Origin of the sequence: Methanobacterium sp. CWC-01 (genome assembly GCF_030323845.1) — an archaeon.
Lineage (GTDB): Archaea > Methanobacteriota > Methanobacteria > Methanobacteriales > Methanobacteriaceae > Methanobacterium > Methanobacterium aridiramus.
Window position 1 is genome coordinate 1,748,930 of sequence record NZ_CP040735.1, and the last position, 17,577, is coordinate 1,766,506.

A 17,577-nucleotide genomic window follows, 5' to 3' on the forward strand; every position below is an offset into this window, starting at 1 on the left:
GAATTCATGATCTAAATAAGTAGCCAAGGTTATTAGCTCATGGTAAATGTTTAATGGCGGAAATGGTACTACCACGACGCGAATAACCCAAAGATTGGCATCCAACTGGGGAGATTCCCATTTTTTCCTATTTTTTTTATCAAAAAATTTTATACATTCTTCCTAGATGTGGAGAATGTTGACAAAAGAAATTATGATCTTTAATATCTGGCTCTAATATTTAATAGGTTTTATTTTCGTTCGATTTTTATTTTTAGAGGAGATTTGACTCCTTTTTTTCGGATGCCCCACCACACTAAGATAATTAAAATTATGAAAATGAGCCATACTGGAATTACAATTAGGGTGTTATTCGTTTGTAATGTTTGATTTTGGTCGAATCTTCCATATTTAATAGTAGTTTTGGCTTGGTATACTCCAAAATCTTCCAATCCAGGGGTCCAGTCGGTCATTAGATAATATTGGTCCCCAGGATACACTTCTCCTTCCATTTTTAAATTGTCATCTGTGAACCAGCCATCTAGTTGCACATTTCCGGTTATGTTAGCATAAACAGTCCCGTTATTCTTTAGCAAGTAGCTGAAAGAGCCGGGTATGAAAGTTAAAAGAATGTTGGGAACATCCTTTTTTTCTAAAACTAAAGATTCTATGATTGTACCGGGAAGGCCAACATCTATGGGGACTGCAATTTGTGGCACTTGTTGAACTTGTAAATTTGCTTGACCATTGTTTTGTACGTTCTGTTCGGTTTTTTGAGGGTAGCCAGAAATTAATAAGGCCCCCGCTGCGTCATAGTAATTAATATTGGTAGGAATTCTAACAGTGAATTTGACATTCTTTTTTTCTCCAGGGGATAATGTGAAATTAGCCGGGTCTACAGTTATCCAAGCAGCAATTCCTTCATCAGAGAACAATATATGAATGTTATCCTTTTGTATCCTTTTAGGTTCAATCTTAACTTCAAGCTGTTCGTTTCCAATGTTTTCCACAACCAAACTACTTTGATATGTTTGTGGAGCTTCCATAGAGATTTTAAATCCGCCGGGTGATGCTAAAAGTCCTGCAGCAAAACTTGCTCCTGAAAAACACACAATTAAACTGAGGATAATAATTAAAACGCTAATATTTCTAAATATTCTATGGAACATTGTGTTACACCATTTAGGATATTAAAAGATGAGGAATGTATGCAAGATGATCTATATAACCTTATTTAAAAAAAGACGCGAAAAAGAATTGAAAAAAAATTAAAAAAAATTAATTTGAGTTTCGATTGAGGTTATGGTCCAGTGTGTTGAGTTATAGTGTAAGTGATGGTGGTGCTATATGCTCCCGGGTCTGTTCCAACTGGGGCAGTTATGGTTAAAGCCACTGGAACTGCGGTAAAACCGTTTTTTGGAGCTTTAGCCACATTAGAAATTAATGTTTGACTACCTGTGGATAAAGAACCAGAATTACCTCCGGTTGCAACCCAAGTAAAGTCGCTTAATCCTAATGGATCTGAACCTGCTGGTGTGCTTAGTGCTGATGCAGTAATAGCCATATCCGTTTTAACATTAGAAAGTGACCTTACATTGAAATTTTGAGTAGATCCAAGGCCATTGGCATCTATATTGTATGTTAGAGCGTTGCTATCGACTGTAATAGCAATAGTTGGTGCAACGGTTACACTTACACTTTGGCTGGCAGTTGTAGCGGCGAATGCTGGAGTTGTAGCAAATAAGATCATAAATGCTACTGCCATCATTCCAAGTTTTTTACTTATCATATTTTTTACTCCTGTTTAACATGATAATATTGTTCGCTGTGAGCAATATTGGTTAATACAGAATTGTATTTAATGACATATAAATGTTTCTATCAAGACATAATTGTTTTCTGTGAGCAATATTGTAATTATATGATCAAATCTGTTTGGGGTTCAGCGTATTTAAAATCGAGCTTTAAACTTTCAACGGAAAAATAACGTCTAAAAATATGTAGAACGAGCTATTTAAAAGATTTTTTAGAATAAAATTGCTATTAATATTTTCAATCAAACTGCAGTATAATAAATAGTCACTGTGTAAGTTCCTGGTTCTGTACCACTAGGAACACGTAAATAATAATTTACAGGAACGGTATCACTTATAAAAAAGCCATTCCATGACTTAACTAAAACATCGCTAGTCGTAAATGAACGTTTAGTTAAACCACTATTCTTAAAGCCATCATACTGTAAATTGCTTAATGCAATATTATTAGCAGAATTTGTAGTGCTAATTAGATTTCCACTGGCTCTGACATATAGATCTGTAGAACCCCAAGCAGTAATTGAAATAGTTGTCACACTGGGAAAACTATTTTCACTGTTATCAGGATATAATGTTCCTAAATTCACCGAATTTGGAGATGCGGAAAAACTCCAAATTATGATTGACATAGGTTTAACTGCTGCATTTTTAGAACTATCTTTTAAATCAGTGCTATCATTAGTGTTATTAAGCGTAGTATTATCAACCGCAAAAACATTAAACAGACTAATTACAATTATCAATAAGCATAATACCAGTTTTTCGAATTTTTCCATATTAATCCTCGTAATATTCTAATTTAGATTATTTAAATTCTGTGGAGTATAAATTTATCATACTAATTCGATACAAGATCTCTATAGAAGAATTTGCCACCAATATTCATTAAGGTCTGAAATAGAATCATTAGGACACTTGATACCACAATTGAAGGTCGCGATAGAAATTATTATAATCCGGAGCTTTGAAAAGCAAAAAATCCATTTTTTTCCGTCCCGTCATGTTGTCAATAAAGTTAACGGTGATTTTCTTTTCCTCCTTATCCTGGAGAGTAAAATCTTGCATTTTAATGATTGTATCATTTACCCGGATTATTAACTTATAACTAGTGGTAGCAGACTCACGATTAACAACTCCCACTATCACAGTGGCGTTCTGTTCCAATGTAAGGTTGGTGGGGTAATTACTGGCCTTGCCATCAGGCCCTAACAAGTAGAATTCGGTGAATTTATTATTATCTATAGATTGCATTACTAAGAATGCCACCAAACTAATGGCCAGTAAAATGACGAGGATGAGGATAAACTTCAGGATCCTATTTTTCCTTGGCCCCTCTTGAAAGAATTGTCCAAATGTTAATCCAAATTTTTCATTATTTGATAGACGATGTCTTCTTATGAAGGCAATTAGGCACAAGGATAGGGTGAATCCTGTCAAAGAGATTAAAATAGGATCCAAGTTTATACCCCAAGGTGTATAGTAAAGCGTTAAAGCAATTAGGGGAGTTATAGCAATGGATAGACCAAAAGATAAAGCCACCCTTTCAATATTATCCAGATCATCTCTGTGGGGAAAAATAACAGCAATTAATGAATAGCCAGATACGAAAATCACTAATAGGGTCCCCAAAACATATTTGATAGGAGTCTCATTTAGTGTAGGGATAAGTACGAAGGATGCCGTTAAAAGTGTTAAGATCACCACTAGGATGAGATCTGTGGGTCGGGTGCTTCTAATCCTCTTAGGGATGATGGGATGGGGCTTATCTTCATAGACGTGGGGAGAGGACTTTTCTTTTTGTCTTTCAATCCAGGGGAATACCATGCCCGGTTTTTCTTCAGACGGGGTTTCTAGGTTCTGGGGAGTTTCTTCAGATTTCATAGGTGCTTCCTTAGTCACTTCTAGTGTCTCAGCTTTTGTTTCTGGAGTTATTGATTGTTTTTCGGGTTCATATGGTTCTTCTGGCATGATTTTGGATTCTGTTTTATCGGTTTTTAGGGTGGATTCCTTCTTTTGGGATATTTCTTCTTCTGCTTGAGAAGCTGTGTGTTCTGGGATGATGACTTCCACCTCATCCTCGGCAAGTGGTTCTTCCATGGGAAGATTTTCATCTTCCTGTAAAACGTGTTTAAGATCAACAATTTCAGGTATGATGGCTTCCACATCTTCATCTTTGAGGGGCGGATTTACTTCCTCCTCCCGGTGCGGGGTTTGGTCCTGGCTGAGCACTTCATCTTCTTCTAACACCTGTTTTAGGGCGACTATTTCGGGTATGATGGTTTCTATGTCTTCATCTGGTTCTTCTTCCTGGAGGATGACGTGTTCCGGGATGATAACTGGTTCTTCCTCTGGTAATGCTTCTGCTTCTTCCCGGGCCTTTATAGCTTCCTGGTCATGATCGATGAGGATGTCTTCATAAGGAGGTTCTTCTTCTTTTTCCAACTCCTTCACAGCGGTTTTGCGTCTGAATATGGCCACAAATACTACCAAGACTATTAAAATCGCAATTGCATAGAAAAATGGTGCTGGGATGAAACTTAACAAGTTTAATGTATATAACAGGAAGGTCGCAGCGAATATTAAAATACCAATGATTATACTGGCTACCAACCGACTACCAATCCTTATCCTCTTAGGAACAGGATAGATAACAACAACCAAAACGTATCCAAACAGGAAGAGCATGGAAAGATAAGCTAAGAGGGAAGTGTGTAGTGGGTTAATGAACAAATCCATATTAAGGAAGGCTAGTGTCAGGGCCGTTAACAGTATCACCACGAACAAATCCCAGCAGCAGAAACCCTCCTCCGCTGGTACATCTTGCCTCCATAGGGGATGGGAAACCTCGGGTTTAGGCTTTTTATCCTCAAAACCATTCTGGAGATGCTCATCTCGGAGGGGCTTCACATCCTCCCGGACCATCTTCGGGGCTTCTCGGGCAGGTTCTGGTGGATGATCTTCCACTTCTTTTGGAGAAATATAGTCCAACTTTTGGTAGACTTCAGTGATGGCAGGCTCCTTTTCAGCGGGTTCCAATTCAAGTGGCTCCTCAGGGACCTTATTATCCTCATTAACAATGTTTCGCACCCGCTGGGCCCGTTCAATGGACTCGTAGAGGGTGAGCTGTCCCTTATCCTTTTCTGGTACGGATCTACTGCGGAGATAATGGGCCGAAGCCACTAAAATGCTGAAAACCAGAAGGAAACTGGGTAGGTAATCTATAATAATGTACAGTTCCAGTAAAATTATGATAAAGAAAATACCAACCAGAAGTGCCAGACTCAGAAAAAAACCACAAATCAGCCGGGACGGTAAACTCATACCTGGTTTTAAAAACAAAATCAAAGTATAACCAGGCAGTACCAACAGTAAAAGGTATGATAACAGGAATAGAGGAATACCACCCTGGAGGGGTACCCAGATAAAAGCCAACCCCACCAGACATAGAACCAGTACTAACAGTAGGTCCTTCTGAGATAAATCCATAAACAATTTTAGGCTTTATATGATATATAAGATTAGAGGGCAAAAGACAGTAAGTATATCTTTACTCAGAGAGTTTCTTAAAAGGAAAAGGTAAAACTCACCCTATCAACAATAGTACCGGTAGCATCGGAGGTGGTCTCCTGCGATCTGGCCGGAAGCTGCTATCCTCAATTTTAATACGAGTTCACTATGGATTAGACCCGGTCAGGGCTAATATTGAATTGATAAAAACCAGCAGTTCTCGAGGAAGTCGTTTAAATTGGAAGAAAGCGATGACGAAGGAAGAATGCCCTAAAGATACTTGGAACCTATGAACCAATTGGACTAGATGAATTAATTCTAAAATTGTTTAAAAAGAGACAGTTTACTGGTTTTCACGAAACAGAGATTTTCGGCTTAATTTGACGATTTATCTGCACTTATGCATGTATTTGGACGTTATCGATAGGAGATTTTAGATTAATATTTTTTTAGGATGATATAATTAAACTATTAGTTACTATAATCTTTTAGTATTATAATAGAACTATTTGGTTTACTTAGGTGATTTAGGAAGTATATGAGACATATTTAACTCCAATTCAACGAATTAAAAAAAATAAATTTAACTTCCCCCCCCCATATAATGAATCCGTAGGGGAGTACCGGATTCCTTAGTGGTTTTAAATTTCTATCTCTATTATGTTGAAAGCTACCACTGGTTTTTGGGTACCTTCTGGTCCTGCTACTAGTTTTAGTAGGCCTTCCTTTGCTAATCGGTGTACCTGGCTTTCAGTGTCCTGGCCCACTAATGTGGATAGTTCACCTATGGAGTGGGGGTTTTCTTTTTTGATGATCTGCAGTAGTTTCAGGTCCCAAAGTTGGAGGTCCTGGAGGTGGATGGTTTCTTTTTCCTCCACCACTCGGGGGGGATGTTTGAGGTGTTGTTGCCAGGTTTCCAGGTCCATCTGGTACAGGAAGTTTTCGGGGTCCTTCCTTAGGCGGTTTTTAAGATCATCCAGGGAGCCGTAGCGCTTCTCCAGGTTATGGAGAACTTCGCTGGTGGTCAGGTGGCGGACCAGTCTCAGCCTCATATAAATACTCCTATAATGGGTTTCAAGATCAAGTCAAGTATTATTCCAGAATCAGATTTCTCACGGAGCAACACCTGGATGCTCCGTAAGAAATGGAAGAGGTGTGCTATGTTCCTCTTTTTTTTATCCACTGTTTCCCCAGGGGATGGGAAGGGGGAACAATGATGGCAAAGGAAGAAGTTGGGTATGTTTTTCCTCGTCCAGATTTTATTTGGGGTCCTCCTCCCTATATAATACTTTCTATTTGATTCGTATTATTACCGGGGTGGTTAAAATCTTCTATTTTTTATTACTACTAGTCATCCCTCCACCATGATCAGCTTCCCGGTGGTGGGGTCCTGATAAACCGTTCCCTTCTCCACGAAGCCCTCCCCGGATCCGGACTCCGTCTGGGGAGTATCATTCAATTGTTTACCCATCTCCACTTCGGCCACCTGTTTCATGGCCTTCATGGTCTCTTGCCGTTCCTCAGGGGTCATGTCGGCGAAGATCACGTTTTGCATGTTCCAGGACATGACCAGGAAGATGAGAAAGCCCACCGACAGGACCAGCATGGCATCCACCAGGTTGGCCGATCCAGCCATGGGATCCTCCTCCTCTCTAGAAAGCATAGGGCGTCTGCGTCTGACCATGATCCATCACCTCCAGTACTGATTCGCAGAGGGCATCCAGGTTGGACAGGTACTCCTCGTACCATCTTCTCCGGATTTTGGATATGAAGTAGGCCACCCCACCGGCGGCCAGTCCCACCACCGTGGTGTCGAAGGCGATGATGATGGCCTGGGCCAGGGAGCCAATATCCCCGGATCCCAGGGCAGCCAGACCCGGCCCCATGGGTATCAACGTCCCCATCAACCCCAGGGTGGGGCCCAGACGGGTGACCATATCCGTTTTCTCCAGGCTCTTAGCGGCCCGGGCTTCTTCCTCTTCGATTAGTTTCCGGGCCAGGGCCTCCCGGGATTTGCGGCCCAGTTCCGGGTGGCTGGCGATCCTGGTGATGATCTCCCGGTAACGGGGGGGAAGGTTCTGGTTGTTTTCCATGACTTCCACTATTTTTTCGGGAGTACCGGGGTTGGAGATTGCACTGATTATTTCCTCGATCTGGTCGGTGGGGACTCTTATGCGGCCGGTGTATTCGGAGATCAGTCCCCCCAAGCTTACAATGGCGTAGAACATAAAGGCCAAGAGGCCCACAATCACCGGTATCAATAGGCTCTGGGCTATGACGTGCAGAGCCGAACCTAACATTTCACTGCCTGGAATCGCTACCATAATAGTATCACCTAATAAGAATCATTCACATCTAGAAATTTCAATTCACCCTCAACAGGGGACTATAACGACGGGTTAAGTAAAATCCGGCTGCCAACAGTATGACCAGGGTTAAGAGGGCATATACCAACATCCAGAAATCAGGGATGACCAGGGGACTCATTTGCTGGCTGGAAAGGGTGTTGATATTGGGAATTACCAGGGCCGAGGCTAGAAAGTAGAAACCAGCCACCAACGTGAAGTTACCCAGCAGAACCGGGGGGTGCTGGTTCAGGCGGGAGCTGCCGAGGTAACAGGTGGTCAGGACCACCATGAGAAACAGGACCCCGTACCCACCCATCACCAGGGCCGATGTCACCAGGAGGGGTGAGGCCAGGAGGATGGCCGCCACACTGCACAGGCTGGTGGTGCTGGTTTTCCTGTCCCTCAGGGTGCGGAATCCGGTGTACAGGAGGATGGTGGCCAGGATGATCCCCAGAGCCGAGCTGTAATCCTGGATGAATCCCGAAAGTTGGTCTACCACACCACTGGCCAGGTAGGTTACTGGGAGTAATCCGCCTCCCAGGCCCAGGATCACTGCTGCGGCTTTTTTCCGGGACAGGCCGGTGAATCCCATCATCAGGCCGATTTGGACTCCCAATATCAGTAGCACCGGGAGCATCCACAGTAATTCCGTCATGTAATACACAATTTCAACCAGTCACTTTATAATACTTTCTATTTAATTTGTATTATTACTTCTGGGGTGAAAATAAAGGATTTTGTAATACCTTATAGAAATTTAATACTATTCATCCGGATTATTTTAAAACCGGTAATAACCAACAAAACTTTCCCAGCTCACACCTTCCGCACCAGAACCGAGCTTAGATTAACCTTCCCCGAGAAGAGGCACTGGTCCATGGCTTGGAAGCCGGAGACATCCTCCGGGCTTAACTGCGAGTTTAGAAGGCCCGCGTAGGCGCGGCAGACTATTTTGGCCTCGGCCGGGGCAGAGGCGTGCAGGTGGGTGAAGACCCGCTTTCTAGGCTGGGCCTGAGCATCCACTATGAAGCCCTCAAATTCAATCTCCGCCAGGAGGGTTTCATCCCCCGGGATGACATGGATATGGGAACTAAGATCCAACTTTTGCAGAACCTTCCGGGATATGGCCGCCAGTTCCGGGTCCTTCTCGATACTAACTCCCCGGATCCCAAAAAGCTGCTGGTAGAGTATCAACGACAGGGGCAGGGCACCTCCCCCTATATAGGCCAGGCGCTCATAGGGGGCGAATCCGGCCATTTCCTGCTCCCTGGTTATGAGACTGTGGTAGTCTTTGTAGAAGTAATAGTTTCGTAACCAGGGCCAGGGTTTGCTGGCAGCAAGGATCTTCTGGGCCTGCTCCATTTCCATCTTAACTGTTAATTGACGGTGAAAATCACGGATAACCGGTGATGCGCCGGGGCTCTTCTTAGAAACAGCTGGTTCAGCATCCATCTTTTCATCCCGGGCTGTCTCTTCCAGGATCTGGAGAAATGGTAGAAGCTCTTCTAGGGGCGTATCTGTAATTTTTTCGGCGGAGTAGTCCTGCAGCGACTGGGCCAGTTCCAATATCTTTTCCAGGTGTAGTTTACTCATCTTATTCAGGGCCTCCTTTATCCATTGCATTGTATTCATCACCCAAGGGGGATAACCCACTAGGCAAAAATTTTATTTAAAGACCGAACCGGTCCCCCCTGTAGTACACGCCCACCGCACCTAGAACTGCAGCCACACCAAACAGGGCCGCCATGGGCCAGGAGGAATTGATATCTTCAGAATCTCCAGGATATATGTCCACTTCACCAGAATTCTCAGTTCCAGTATCAGCACTGGAGGATGTAGCGGTCTCAGTGGGAGCTGAAGCTGTCCCGGTAGATCCGCTACCCGTCGAGGTGGTAGTACTGGAGGTAGTGGTGTCCGAGGTGGAGGTGTCAGTGGTTCCCGTGTCTGGTTCAGTTGGTTCTGCTGGTTCGGATGGAACCTCTATAGGTTCACCATGCCCCGGATGGGCACTTACCCCACCGGCAGAGATTAGAACCGATACTAGGGCCAGTATTAGAATGATTATTTTTCTGTTCATGTTCTATACGCCTCAATTTTTATATCCTTAAAAAAAGAAAAAAGGGGGAAATTGTTTTATCTTCCCAGGAATCCGCTTTTGAAGAGGAATCCAAAGGCACCTAATGCTAGAACAGCCATTACTCCCACCGCAGCAGCGGTGCCCCAGGGTGAGTCACCAGAAGCGTCAGAGCCGGGTTGGGTTACCTCGTAGGCTTTTCCCGTTTCACCGGCTTCGCCTACGGTGATAGCAGCACTGACTGCTACTCCAGAATCACCTACTGATCCACTGGAGAGGCTACCGGATCCATCAGAAGATCCATTAGCAGATCCGTTGGATTCAGTTCCCTGGTTGCTTGAACCACCTGTCTGGGAACCTCCCTGGATTTTTAATAGGTCCTGCTGGGTACGTACTGGTAGGCCCTTAATGTATTCCAGGGCGTTAAGTGATCCATCTCCACCGGCTATGATCTTAGCCCACTCTTCCTCGGTTACCCAGGTATCTGCAGTTATGGAAATTACTGGTGCAGATTTCAGGTTGGGTGAGGAATAGTCACCCCAGTACAACTTTATGTATTCTTCATAAGAGTTGTAAGTCCCCTGGAAGGTGGGGTTTTTCCAGTTTATGATGGTTACTCTTCTGGTGTTGGTTTTGCTGTCGTAGACACTCAAGATTAGGATATCGCTGCCGGTGGTAGCACTGGTCATTCTCTGGCTGAAGTAGGTTCCTGCTCCGGGGGAAATCCCCAATAGATAGGAGTAGATGTCGTCTCGGCAGCTGATGGAATTACCGATTAAGGCGTAACTTTCGTCTTCTCCGAGGGGGAAGTTCTGGTAGATGTAGTTGGTAATCAGGTATCCTGGTGAGCTGCCTCCACAGACGTGGTTGTGCCATAACCAGGCCATCAGTGCATCATAGGGTGGATCGTAGAGTATCACCTGGTCTATGATACAGGCCGATTGATTTTTACTAGTTAATGCTCCGGTTTCTGGATCGTAGTAGATGGTTTTACTGGTCACGGTTCCGTTGGGATTTTCGTAGCTGAACTGGAAGTACAGGGGATTGTAGCGGGCATTGTGCACTGGTAGTAGAGTGGCTCTGGAGAGTCGGGATCCCAGGATTTCATATATTCCATCCATGGTCATGTCCATTACCTGTCCCTGGACCCGTACGTAACCAGCCGTGGTGAAGACGGTGAGGATAGGGTCATCCTTCTCCAGATTAACACCCTCGGCTGCAAACAGGGCAATGGCCAGGTTGGCGGCGTCTATTCCGATCTGTTTGATCTGGTCCGCGGTTAGGTTTCCAGATTCGTAGTTGGTGGCCACTCTCTGGCTGGCAACGTTAGGAAGTCCCAGGCCCAGTATGTAATCCATGTCCAGTCCCCGGGCATCGGTAACCACTACCTTGGATTCCACTCCTCCGGTGAGGTTGTTGTGCACCTCTGCGGTTATATTGTCGAATACGTACAGTATCTCCACTAAAGAGTCGGGGTCGTTTTCCAGTTTGTCTATTAACCAGGAGTTGAAGCGCAGCTCCCCGGCGATACCGGTATAGGCGGCTAGGCCGGTTTCCTTTTTGTACAACTGGAGCACGGCGTCTTCGTTGAACCTCATGATGATGAGGGTGCCCTGCTTACTGGTGTCACTCCAGCGGATGAAGCCCACCATGTTGTCCTCAGCGGTGGAGTATCCCACGTAGGAACGTTTCCCGGTGGTTAAATCCAGTGAATAGACGTAGGCATCGTCATCTGAGTTTCCGGGGACACCGATGGCCCGGTAGCTGGTGGCTTCCAGTTCTCCGGTATTGCCATACACCCCTGGTGGGTAGTATTTCAAAAGCAGACTTACCATGGCCTGTCCACTGATGGTTCCCAGACACACGTGCCCATGGTAGGCGGCCTGTCGGAGTATGTCGGTGGATAATCCTTCCTTCCAGGCATTGGCCAGACTCACATAGCCGAAGGCCTTATCACCAAAGGTGGGTTTGATGGTCTTATCCCACAGGGTCTGGTCGATGGCCGAGAAGGTGCCCTGATAAGCGGGGGTCAGTGAACCGTTCTTAAAGAACACTGACGTTAACACACTTCCTCGTCTGGTTATGAAGGCAAAATCCACCGGGTCGGTTCGTATGGATTGGAAGGTTAACAGGTTACCCTGCCCATAGCTGATCTCACCATGGGATCCATTCAATATCCCTTCTAAACAATCTTCGGTGGTGGTACCATTCCGGTAAGCCAATCCCGCCGTGGTGATGCACAGCACATCGTCGGCGGTGGCGAAGTTCAAGATTTGGTCTGCCTTCTTGGTGACTTCCCGGCCCAGCTGGTAGTTGCTGGTGGCCTTCATGTTAAAGGCTGCGTTTCCATAAAACTCTGGATCAGAGCCGGCCTGATTAACCGCCACGTTCTGAGACTGGGTGGTGTAGCCGGGGGCGCTGACGGTCACCTTAAAGAGCATACCGTTGGTAACGCCAGGATAGGTGAAGTTCAACTTGTAGAGGGTGTTGGAATATGCTACCTTATCAAAGTCCATACTGGCATTGTTAGAGTCTTTGATCTCAATGCCGGGATTAATAACATCATCCGGGTATTCGTAGTTAACCGTTACCCACAGGGTGGGATCCACAGCTGGTTCAGAAGCATTACCTTCACCTAGTACATCCACCTCTGTGGTAGATGAATCCGCGGCGGATACTGCTCCACAGAGCAGGACCGCCATCACCGCGACTAGAACTAGTATTATTCCTTGTTTTTTCATCCTTTTTCACCTCCTTTAAATTTTTGTGACTTTTTAGAAGTCGAACCCCACTGTGTAGTAATACTATATATAACATTTGTGTTATTACAGGGGAGGTGGTATCCAGGCCGTCGCGTAATACTAACTGGAAAATTAATACCCTGGGCCGGGATTCCCCACAATTGAGTAATACTCTTTGGGGATAAAATAGTAAAGGTTATATCTGGAAAACTCGATTTCTAGTTAGATTGGAAACCTACCCCACAACCCGGAGTAATAACCTGGCCGGTATGGATAGTTGAAGAAGCCGGTTATGACTAGTTGAAGAATATAGAATAAATTATGGCTACTTAAGAACTTAAATACTAATAAAAGAGGTCATTATCTTGCATTTACCAGACGGATTAATACCACTCTCCCACGCCCTTATCTACTGGATCATCACCCTTATCTTCATAGCCCTGTACCTGTTCAAACTTTCCCGGATAGAACACCGGGAAAAAAATGTGGTGTACACCTCCATCTTCGCCGCGGCCACGGTGGCCACCTCCTCCATCTCCATACCCTCACCCCTGGGAGTTCCCATTCACTTCTTCCTGATACCCCTGGTGGCCATTCTATTAGGCCCCCTGAGTGGTATCATAGTGGCCCTCCTGTGCCTGGTCATCCAGTACTTCTTAATGGGAATGGGAGGACTAACCACCCTGGGTGCCAACACCCTGGCCATGGGAGTTGTCATCAGTCTGTCCACCTACCTCTTCTACCGGATAACCCGGGACCTGAACTTGCGGTTTAGCATTTTCACCGGAACCTTCCTGGGCATAATGATGGCCACCCTGGTCCAGGTCCTCATGCTGTATCTGGCCAGAATCGCCACCCTGGATGTGCTCCTGGCCACCATGGTACCCTTCTATCTGTTGGTAGCCATCCTGGAAGGACTGGCCAACGTGCTGATCATCTCTTTCCTGGGCAAAGTCAAACCCGAACTGTTAACCCTGCATAAAATCTAGACGGAGAGAAAAAGAACATGATGAAGAATAAATCCACCACCCTGCTCTTGCTGGTTATACTGGGGTTGATGGCCCCGGTCAGTGCACATGGAATACATGTCACCCCGGATTCGGCCACTTCAATTGTCATCGCCGATAACTCCACAGGATCAACTGCTAAAGGGGTGGTTGATGCTATGGGTATGAACGTGACCGTGTACAGCTTCCAATCCACTGAGGATGTGCAGCACGAACTGGAACACCTGCTCACCAATCCTCAAAAAAAAGTATTAGCCGTAGCCTACCTGGAAACCGTTAACCAGTTTCTGGCTTGCCATCCCGAGGTTTCAGACCGGATCATCATATGTAACCCGGATTCAGAGACCATCCGGAAGGGCCTGAATCGTTTGAACTCCACCAGCACCGAAACCAGCTACGGTTTTTTAACCCCCTTCCTCATGGGCATTCTCATGGGGGCCTTAACTGGACTGGGTCTGGGAGCTTACCTCATGAAAAGAAAACTAAGCTAAAAAACTATTTTTTTATAAATTTTTTTTTAAACATACTATTTTAAAAGAAAGAGACATTTTCCCTATTTTACAGAAATCAACATGGGCCTAACCTGGAAGTAGGGTTTTAAAATGGCGTTGAGCCCTACTTCCAGAAAGGAGGGTTAATGGATAACCAGTAGACAGGGCACCTTTCTAGAGGCACAAGTTTGAGCTGTAACTTTAATTATCTTTTAGATGCCCTGTACTTAGATAGTGGGGATCGACTCCTGGAGGAGTTTCCCTACGGGGATTTATGTCACGTGGTTGACATCTAGAACTTGTAACTACCCCTATAAATACTTTTTTCTAATTTAGTATTACTTTTTTCTTAAATATATTCAAATTTTTATTACTGAACCGGGAATGGGGACCTGATTTGTCTTAGACCGATGATCCCCCTAAAAAAATGGGCTATTTAATAATCATCACCAGCTGCTGGTACCCTTAGAATATAATCAACTCAAGTATCCTTCCCCTCAAGCCACCGACCCACCATATAAACCACCAGGGCCGTAATCAACGCCACCAGGGTGATCAGGTAGTCATCGTTGGCCACCACATCCAGGTGGAAGGCCATCCAGCTCAAGGGATACAGCAGGTAGATACCCCCACTCACTTGCAAGAGGAGCAGATCCAGTGCAAAGTGGGTTAAGATTCCCAGACCGAAAAACAGAAAAGTCTTTTTCTCGTTTTCGAAAAATAACGAGGCCAAACCCGCCACCAGGAAGGAACCCAGGGGCTGGTGCAATGCGTAGATGTAGTTCCACCAGTCATGGCCCAAGAGGTTGAACAACATCACCACCTTAACCACATCCGGCATCAACGCCCCCACCATCACCAGGATCGTATTGGATGTGTCAAACTGGGGGTACTTGAACCTCAACAACCGGCACAGGGTCCAGGCCACGGCCACGTGCACCACCCAGTCCGGCATACTCTAGCGCCTCCTGAACACGAATCTTTTAGAATCGAAGGACCAGTAGCGGTGGAAGATGAAGATCAGAAAGAGTAAAACCAGGAAGGAACGCAGGATCAGGAAGTAGTACTTCCACATCTGGTTGACGTAGATCTTCTGGATATTACTCACCGTATTATCCGGCCCCAGCACCCCCAACAGGTCCACCCTATCCCCCAGAGCCACCGGAGACCCGGTAACGATCTGCACACTCACCAGCTGGTCCTGGTAGATCTGCTGGATCTCATATCCACCCGGATAGTTTCTAACCACGGTGCCGTAGACCCGGACCACCTCACCCTGGGGATAGTCACTTAAGATGGCCCGGTAGCTGGGATGCTCCAGGTGGTTCTCATACTCAGAGGCGTAGTAGGTGCACAGGGTTACTATTAGGGTTAGGATTAGTATTCCGATGAGTATTCTGGTTGTGAGGTTCATGGCTATCTTGGCCTTTGAAAAGTTTAAAGTCTGCTGCGGATGCTATTCTTTTATTCGGTGCAAATGATTAAAATATACCATATCGACAGAATAAACGATTACTTTAGGAGTAAGAAAAATGTCAGATAAGACTGGATCAGTTCCCTCTAATGGCCACCGCATCCGGGGCCGATCATCGGAATCTTTTATAGACGCTCTTGAGGTACTTTCAAGGCTAAACCTCAAGGGAGATGAAGTGTTCATGGATGCCGGTTGTGGTGATGGGCATGTGGCCCTCCTGGCCCATGAGTTGCTGGATGATGATGCCGTCATCTATGCCCTGGATAGTTTCGAGCCTTCCATTGAGGACCTGGAAAACCATGTAAAAGCCAAGGGGATAACCAACATCATACCCATCCAGGGGGATATAGCCGGAGATATCCCCCTAACAGATGACATGGTGGATGTGTGCCTTTTGATCAATGTTTTCCACCATTTCGTAGCCCAAGAAAACACCGACGAAGCCATATCGGAGCTTAAAAGGATCATAAAACCTGGTGGTAGAGTAGCGGTGATGGACTACAAAAAGATGGACACCGGTTATGGCCCTCCCCTGAAGTACAAGCGGAGTCCGGAAGAACTGCAGGAGATGTTCACCAGGCACGGCTTTAAGATGGTCCAGCTGGATACCGAGGTGGGGGAAGACCTGGAAGGTGGAGTTAAATCTCATTATCTGGTAGTATTCCAAAGGTAAGTAGGATTAACTTCGGTTTAGAGCAAAAAACCCCCATACCTTAATCATGTTACGGGGAGGGATAGGATCCATTCATCTACCTGACTATCACCGTAAATCTCGGTGGGAGGTATACTGATAAAGAGTTCCAAGTTTCTGGGAGCTAAACCATGAACTCTATGCCAACCTGCTATCTCTTTTTCAGGCCAGTATAAAACTACTACATCAGTGATCAGCCGATAGCCTCTGATATTTTCTCCCCAGTTACCCATATACACTTTTTGAACTTTAACTGGAACGAAGAAGGTGATAGTGATGTTACAGGGGAATTTATTAGGGTCCAGGAAGGTACTGGGATATTCGTCTTTAAGCGAAGTACCGGTAGAACTATAAAACAAACTTTCTGAACTCGAAAAAGAGCTGGGATCTACTTTTTCCGGATCAACTGCAGTTATATTATCTGATGGATCTGACTCCAATAAATATTCTAGATCAAGCACCAGAACTTTCCCCTTAATGGGAATTATGGGAGTATCCTCCTGTTTTGAAGTATCGTAGTTGATTATAACCGGATAGCTTTCCTCATAAACCACACTGGCCGATATCTCATCATCAGAACCATCAAAAAGGCATCCTGATGTACCAACTACTAAAACTAATACGGCAATCAATCCCAGGGACAGTTTCTTCAATTTAACTCACATATTTTTGTTATTATTCCTCTAAAACTGAAGACAAAAAAAATTCTTTTTCTAGCATATTATTTAGGAAGAGACTGTAAGAAATTAGGGGAGGATAGGGTGGGCCACCATTTATTTATTTGGTGGATAGGAGAACCCAGATTTTAGTAGGAATGTTATGGATCTTCTTTTAAATTGATTTTTCTTGTTCATCAAGGTAGGTTATACTTATTATTTCGGCTCCGATGTCGTGTAGACTTTTTAACATCTCATCAGATTCCATATAGTTCTGTGCGTTTTCCCTACTATCCCATTCAAATACAATCACAGCTTCATTCTGGTCATCGGAGTTACGGAAAAGATGGGCCTCTTTAGAGCCACTTTCTTTGCGTATAGCTGATCTTTCATCAAAAAGAGGCTTCCACTTATCATAACTCTCGAGTTTTAACCGTCCAAGCACATAAACCATTATTCACACCCCCCATATGCTTCATATTATGTTATTTGTATCCTATACATTTTCGCAAAAATTAACTACCGGTATTTTACTCTGATCTGGCCTGGTTTCCAGTTTCAACAGTCCTAATGGGCTAATCGGTGCACCTGGTGTGGGATGGTCTCTGGATCAGGAGTAGAGGACAGGTTCCTTAGGCTGGTGGGTTTCTCATTTTTCTGATTACCTCCACTACTTTCAGATCCCACAGGGTCTATTGACGCGTCCTGGAGGAAGATAGTGTTTCCCATTTTCCACCCCTTATCGAGTAGTATTCCAAAAAAAGTAGGTACCTTTAACACTCTTTAACTTATATA

General features: G+C 44.8%; 19 protein-coding genes. 3 read left to right on the top strand and 16 right to left on the bottom strand.

Annotation, left to right across the window (positions count from 1 at the left end; genetic code table 11):
* Nucleotides 1–230: 230 nt before the first annotated feature.
* The 11 genes from FGU46_RS09585 to FGU46_RS09635 all read right to left on the bottom strand — a co-directional run bounded on the left by FGU46_RS09585 (nucleotide 231) and on the right by FGU46_RS09635 (nucleotide 12,463).
* On the bottom strand, nucleotides 231–1,148 hold the full coding sequence (locus tag FGU46_RS09585; protein ID WP_286474574.1) for a hypothetical protein: 918 nt from the start codon (nucleotides 1,146–1,148) through the stop codon (nucleotides 231–233).
* A 131-nt stretch (nucleotides 1,149–1,279) separates the two neighbouring features.
* Entirely contained in the window at nucleotides 1,280–1,768 is a 489-nt protein-coding gene (locus tag FGU46_RS09590) for a hypothetical protein (protein WP_286474576.1), read from the bottom strand.
* 267 nt (nucleotides 1,769–2,035) lie between these two features.
* Nucleotides 2,036–2,569 (bottom strand): hypothetical protein, encoded by a 534-nt coding sequence (locus FGU46_RS09595; protein WP_286474577.1) that lies wholly within the window; start codon nucleotides 2,567–2,569, stop codon nucleotides 2,036–2,038.
* 130 nt (nucleotides 2,570–2,699) lie between these two features.
* Nucleotides 2,700–5,279 (bottom strand): DUF1616 domain-containing protein, encoded by a 2,580-nt coding sequence (locus FGU46_RS09600; RefSeq protein WP_286474579.1) that lies wholly within the window; start codon nucleotides 5,277–5,279, stop codon nucleotides 2,700–2,702.
* 662 nt (nucleotides 5,280–5,941) lie between these two features.
* The gene (locus FGU46_RS09605) at nucleotides 5,942–6,352 is read right to left on the bottom strand and encodes an HVO_A0114 family putative DNA-binding protein (RefSeq protein WP_286474581.1); all 411 of its coding nucleotides are present in this window, start codon (nucleotides 6,350–6,352) and stop codon (nucleotides 5,942–5,944) included.
* Nucleotides 6,353–6,651: 299 nt separating this feature from the next.
* Complete coding sequence (locus tag FGU46_RS09610) at nucleotides 6,652–6,984, bottom strand: DUF2149 domain-containing protein (RefSeq protein WP_286474586.1); 333 nt, start codon at nucleotides 6,982–6,984, stop codon at nucleotides 6,652–6,654.
* A complete protein-coding gene (locus FGU46_RS09615; RefSeq protein ID WP_286474589.1) occupies nucleotides 6,953–7,624 on the bottom strand; it encodes a MotA/TolQ/ExbB proton channel family protein in 672 nt (223 codons plus the stop codon). The genes FGU46_RS09610 and FGU46_RS09615 overlap by 32 nt, the downstream gene beginning before the upstream one ends.
* A gap of 40 nt (nucleotides 7,625–7,664) precedes the next feature.
* Nucleotides 7,665–8,303 carry a DUF2162 family putative transporter gene (locus FGU46_RS09620; RefSeq protein ID WP_286474591.1) on the bottom strand — a complete coding sequence of 213 codons (639 nt, stop codon included), beginning with the start codon at nucleotides 8,301–8,303 and terminating at the stop codon, nucleotides 7,665–7,667.
* 161 nt (nucleotides 8,304–8,464) lie between these two features.
* Nucleotides 8,465–9,271: a nicotianamine synthase family protein gene (locus FGU46_RS09625; protein ID WP_286474594.1), complete on the bottom strand. Its 807-nt coding sequence runs from the start codon at nucleotides 9,269–9,271 to the stop codon at nucleotides 8,465–8,467.
* Nucleotides 9,272–9,317: 46 nt separating this feature from the next.
* Nucleotides 9,318–9,725: a hypothetical protein gene (locus tag FGU46_RS09630; RefSeq protein ID WP_286474596.1), complete on the bottom strand. Its 408-nt coding sequence runs from the start codon at nucleotides 9,723–9,725 to the stop codon at nucleotides 9,318–9,320.
* 56 nt (nucleotides 9,726–9,781) lie between these two features.
* Nucleotides 9,782–12,463, bottom strand: coding sequence for an FmdE family protein (locus tag FGU46_RS09635; RefSeq protein WP_286474598.1), 2,682 nt, complete (start codon nucleotides 12,461–12,463; stop codon nucleotides 9,782–9,784).
* A gap of 365 nt (nucleotides 12,464–12,828) precedes the next feature.
* Here FGU46_RS09635 and FGU46_RS09640 point away from each other — a divergent pair, with 365 nt between their 5' ends.
* Entirely contained in the window at nucleotides 12,829–13,452 is a 624-nt protein-coding gene (locus FGU46_RS09640) for an energy-coupling factor ABC transporter permease (RefSeq protein ID WP_286474599.1), read from the top strand.
* A gap of 17 nt (nucleotides 13,453–13,469) precedes the next feature.
* Nucleotides 13,470–13,961, top strand: coding sequence for a hypothetical protein (locus tag FGU46_RS09645; protein ID WP_286474601.1), 492 nt, complete (start codon nucleotides 13,470–13,472; stop codon nucleotides 13,959–13,961).
* A gap of 481 nt (nucleotides 13,962–14,442) precedes the next feature.
* Here the strand turns inward: FGU46_RS09645 and FGU46_RS09650 are convergent, their stop codons facing one another.
* Together FGU46_RS09650 and FGU46_RS09655 are read right to left on the bottom strand one after the other, a co-directional pair.
* Nucleotides 14,443–14,916: a metal-dependent hydrolase gene (locus tag FGU46_RS09650; protein ID WP_286474602.1), complete on the bottom strand. Its 474-nt coding sequence runs from the start codon at nucleotides 14,914–14,916 to the stop codon at nucleotides 14,443–14,445.
* A 3-nt stretch (nucleotides 14,917–14,919) separates the two neighbouring features.
* Nucleotides 14,920–15,375: a hypothetical protein gene (locus tag FGU46_RS09655; RefSeq protein ID WP_286474605.1), complete on the bottom strand. Its 456-nt coding sequence runs from the start codon at nucleotides 15,373–15,375 to the stop codon at nucleotides 14,920–14,922.
* Between the two features lie 118 nt (nucleotides 15,376–15,493).
* Between FGU46_RS09655 and FGU46_RS09660 the strand changes: the two genes are divergently transcribed.
* Nucleotides 15,494–16,108 carry a class I SAM-dependent methyltransferase gene (locus FGU46_RS09660; RefSeq protein WP_286474608.1) on the top strand — a complete coding sequence of 205 codons (615 nt, stop codon included), beginning with the start codon at nucleotides 15,494–15,496 and terminating at the stop codon, nucleotides 16,106–16,108.
* Nucleotides 16,109–16,152: 44 nt separating this feature from the next.
* Here the strand turns inward: FGU46_RS09660 and FGU46_RS09665 are convergent, their stop codons facing one another.
* The 3 genes from FGU46_RS09665 to FGU46_RS09675 all read right to left on the bottom strand — a co-directional run bounded on the left by FGU46_RS09665 (nucleotide 16,153) and on the right by FGU46_RS09675 (nucleotide 17,511).
* The gene (locus FGU46_RS09665) at nucleotides 16,153–16,779 is read right to left on the bottom strand and encodes a hypothetical protein (protein ID WP_286474611.1); all 627 of its coding nucleotides are present in this window, start codon (nucleotides 16,777–16,779) and stop codon (nucleotides 16,153–16,155) included.
* A gap of 178 nt (nucleotides 16,780–16,957) precedes the next feature.
* Nucleotides 16,958–17,236: an antibiotic biosynthesis monooxygenase gene (locus FGU46_RS09670; RefSeq protein ID WP_286474613.1), complete on the bottom strand. Its 279-nt coding sequence runs from the start codon at nucleotides 17,234–17,236 to the stop codon at nucleotides 16,958–16,960.
* Nucleotides 17,237–17,349: 113 nt separating this feature from the next.
* The gene (locus FGU46_RS09675; RefSeq protein ID WP_286474615.1) at nucleotides 17,350–17,511 is read right to left on the bottom strand and encodes a hypothetical protein; all 162 of its coding nucleotides are present in this window, start codon (nucleotides 17,509–17,511) and stop codon (nucleotides 17,350–17,352) included.
* Between the last annotated feature and the right edge of the window lie 66 nt (nucleotides 17,512–17,577).

What these genes read in the sequence shown, in the direction of transcription:
- FGU46_RS09650 (WP_286474602.1), bottom strand. Translation starts at nt 14,916, where the DNA reads ATGCCGGACTGGGTGGTGCACGTGGCCGTGGCCTGGACCCTGTGCCGG.
- FGU46_RS09660 (WP_286474608.1), top strand. Translation starts at nt 15,494, where the DNA reads ATGTCAGATAAGACTGGATCAGTTCCCTCTAATGGCCACCGCATCCGG.
- FGU46_RS09600 (WP_286474579.1), bottom strand. Translation starts at nt 5,279, where the DNA reads ATGGATTTATCTCAGAAGGACCTACTGTTAGTACTGGTTCTATGTCTG.
- FGU46_RS09655 (WP_286474605.1), bottom strand. Translation starts at nt 15,375, where the DNA reads ATGAACCTCACAACCAGAATACTCATCGGAATACTAATCCTAACCCTA.
- FGU46_RS09610 (WP_286474586.1), bottom strand. Translation starts at nt 6,984, where the DNA reads ATGGTCAGACGCAGACGCCCTATGCTTTCTAGAGAGGAGGAGGATCCC.
- FGU46_RS09670 (WP_286474613.1), bottom strand. Translation starts at nt 17,236, where the DNA reads ATGGTTTATGTGCTTGGACGGTTAAAACTCGAGAGTTATGATAAGTGG.
- FGU46_RS09605 (WP_286474581.1), bottom strand. Translation starts at nt 6,352, where the DNA reads ATGAGGCTGAGACTGGTCCGCCACCTGACCACCAGCGAAGTTCTCCAT.
- FGU46_RS09595 (WP_286474577.1), bottom strand. Translation starts at nt 2,569, where the DNA reads ATGGAAAAATTCGAAAAACTGGTATTATGCTTATTGATAATTGTAATT.
- FGU46_RS09635 (WP_286474598.1), bottom strand. Translation starts at nt 12,463, where the DNA reads ATGAAAAAACAAGGAATAATACTAGTTCTAGTCGCGGTGATGGCGGTC.
- FGU46_RS09675 (WP_286474615.1), bottom strand. Translation starts at nt 17,511, where the DNA reads ATGGGAAACACTATCTTCCTCCAGGACGCGTCAATAGACCCTGTGGGA.
- FGU46_RS09625 (WP_286474594.1), bottom strand. Translation starts at nt 9,271, where the DNA reads ATGCAATGGATAAAGGAGGCCCTGAATAAGATGAGTAAACTACACCTG.
- FGU46_RS09630 (WP_286474596.1), bottom strand. Translation starts at nt 9,725, where the DNA reads ATGAACAGAAAAATAATCATTCTAATACTGGCCCTAGTATCGGTTCTA.
- FGU46_RS09615 (WP_286474589.1), bottom strand. Translation starts at nt 7,624, where the DNA reads ATGGTAGCGATTCCAGGCAGTGAAATGTTAGGTTCGGCTCTGCACGTC.
- FGU46_RS09585 (WP_286474574.1), bottom strand. Translation starts at nt 1,148, where the DNA reads ATGTTCCATAGAATATTTAGAAATATTAGCGTTTTAATTATTATCCTC.
- FGU46_RS09620 (WP_286474591.1), bottom strand. Translation starts at nt 8,303, where the DNA reads ATGACGGAATTACTGTGGATGCTCCCGGTGCTACTGATATTGGGAGTC.
- FGU46_RS09645 (WP_286474601.1), top strand. Translation starts at nt 13,470, where the DNA reads ATGATGAAGAATAAATCCACCACCCTGCTCTTGCTGGTTATACTGGGG.
- FGU46_RS09590 (WP_286474576.1), bottom strand. Translation starts at nt 1,768, where the DNA reads ATGATAAGTAAAAAACTTGGAATGATGGCAGTAGCATTTATGATCTTA.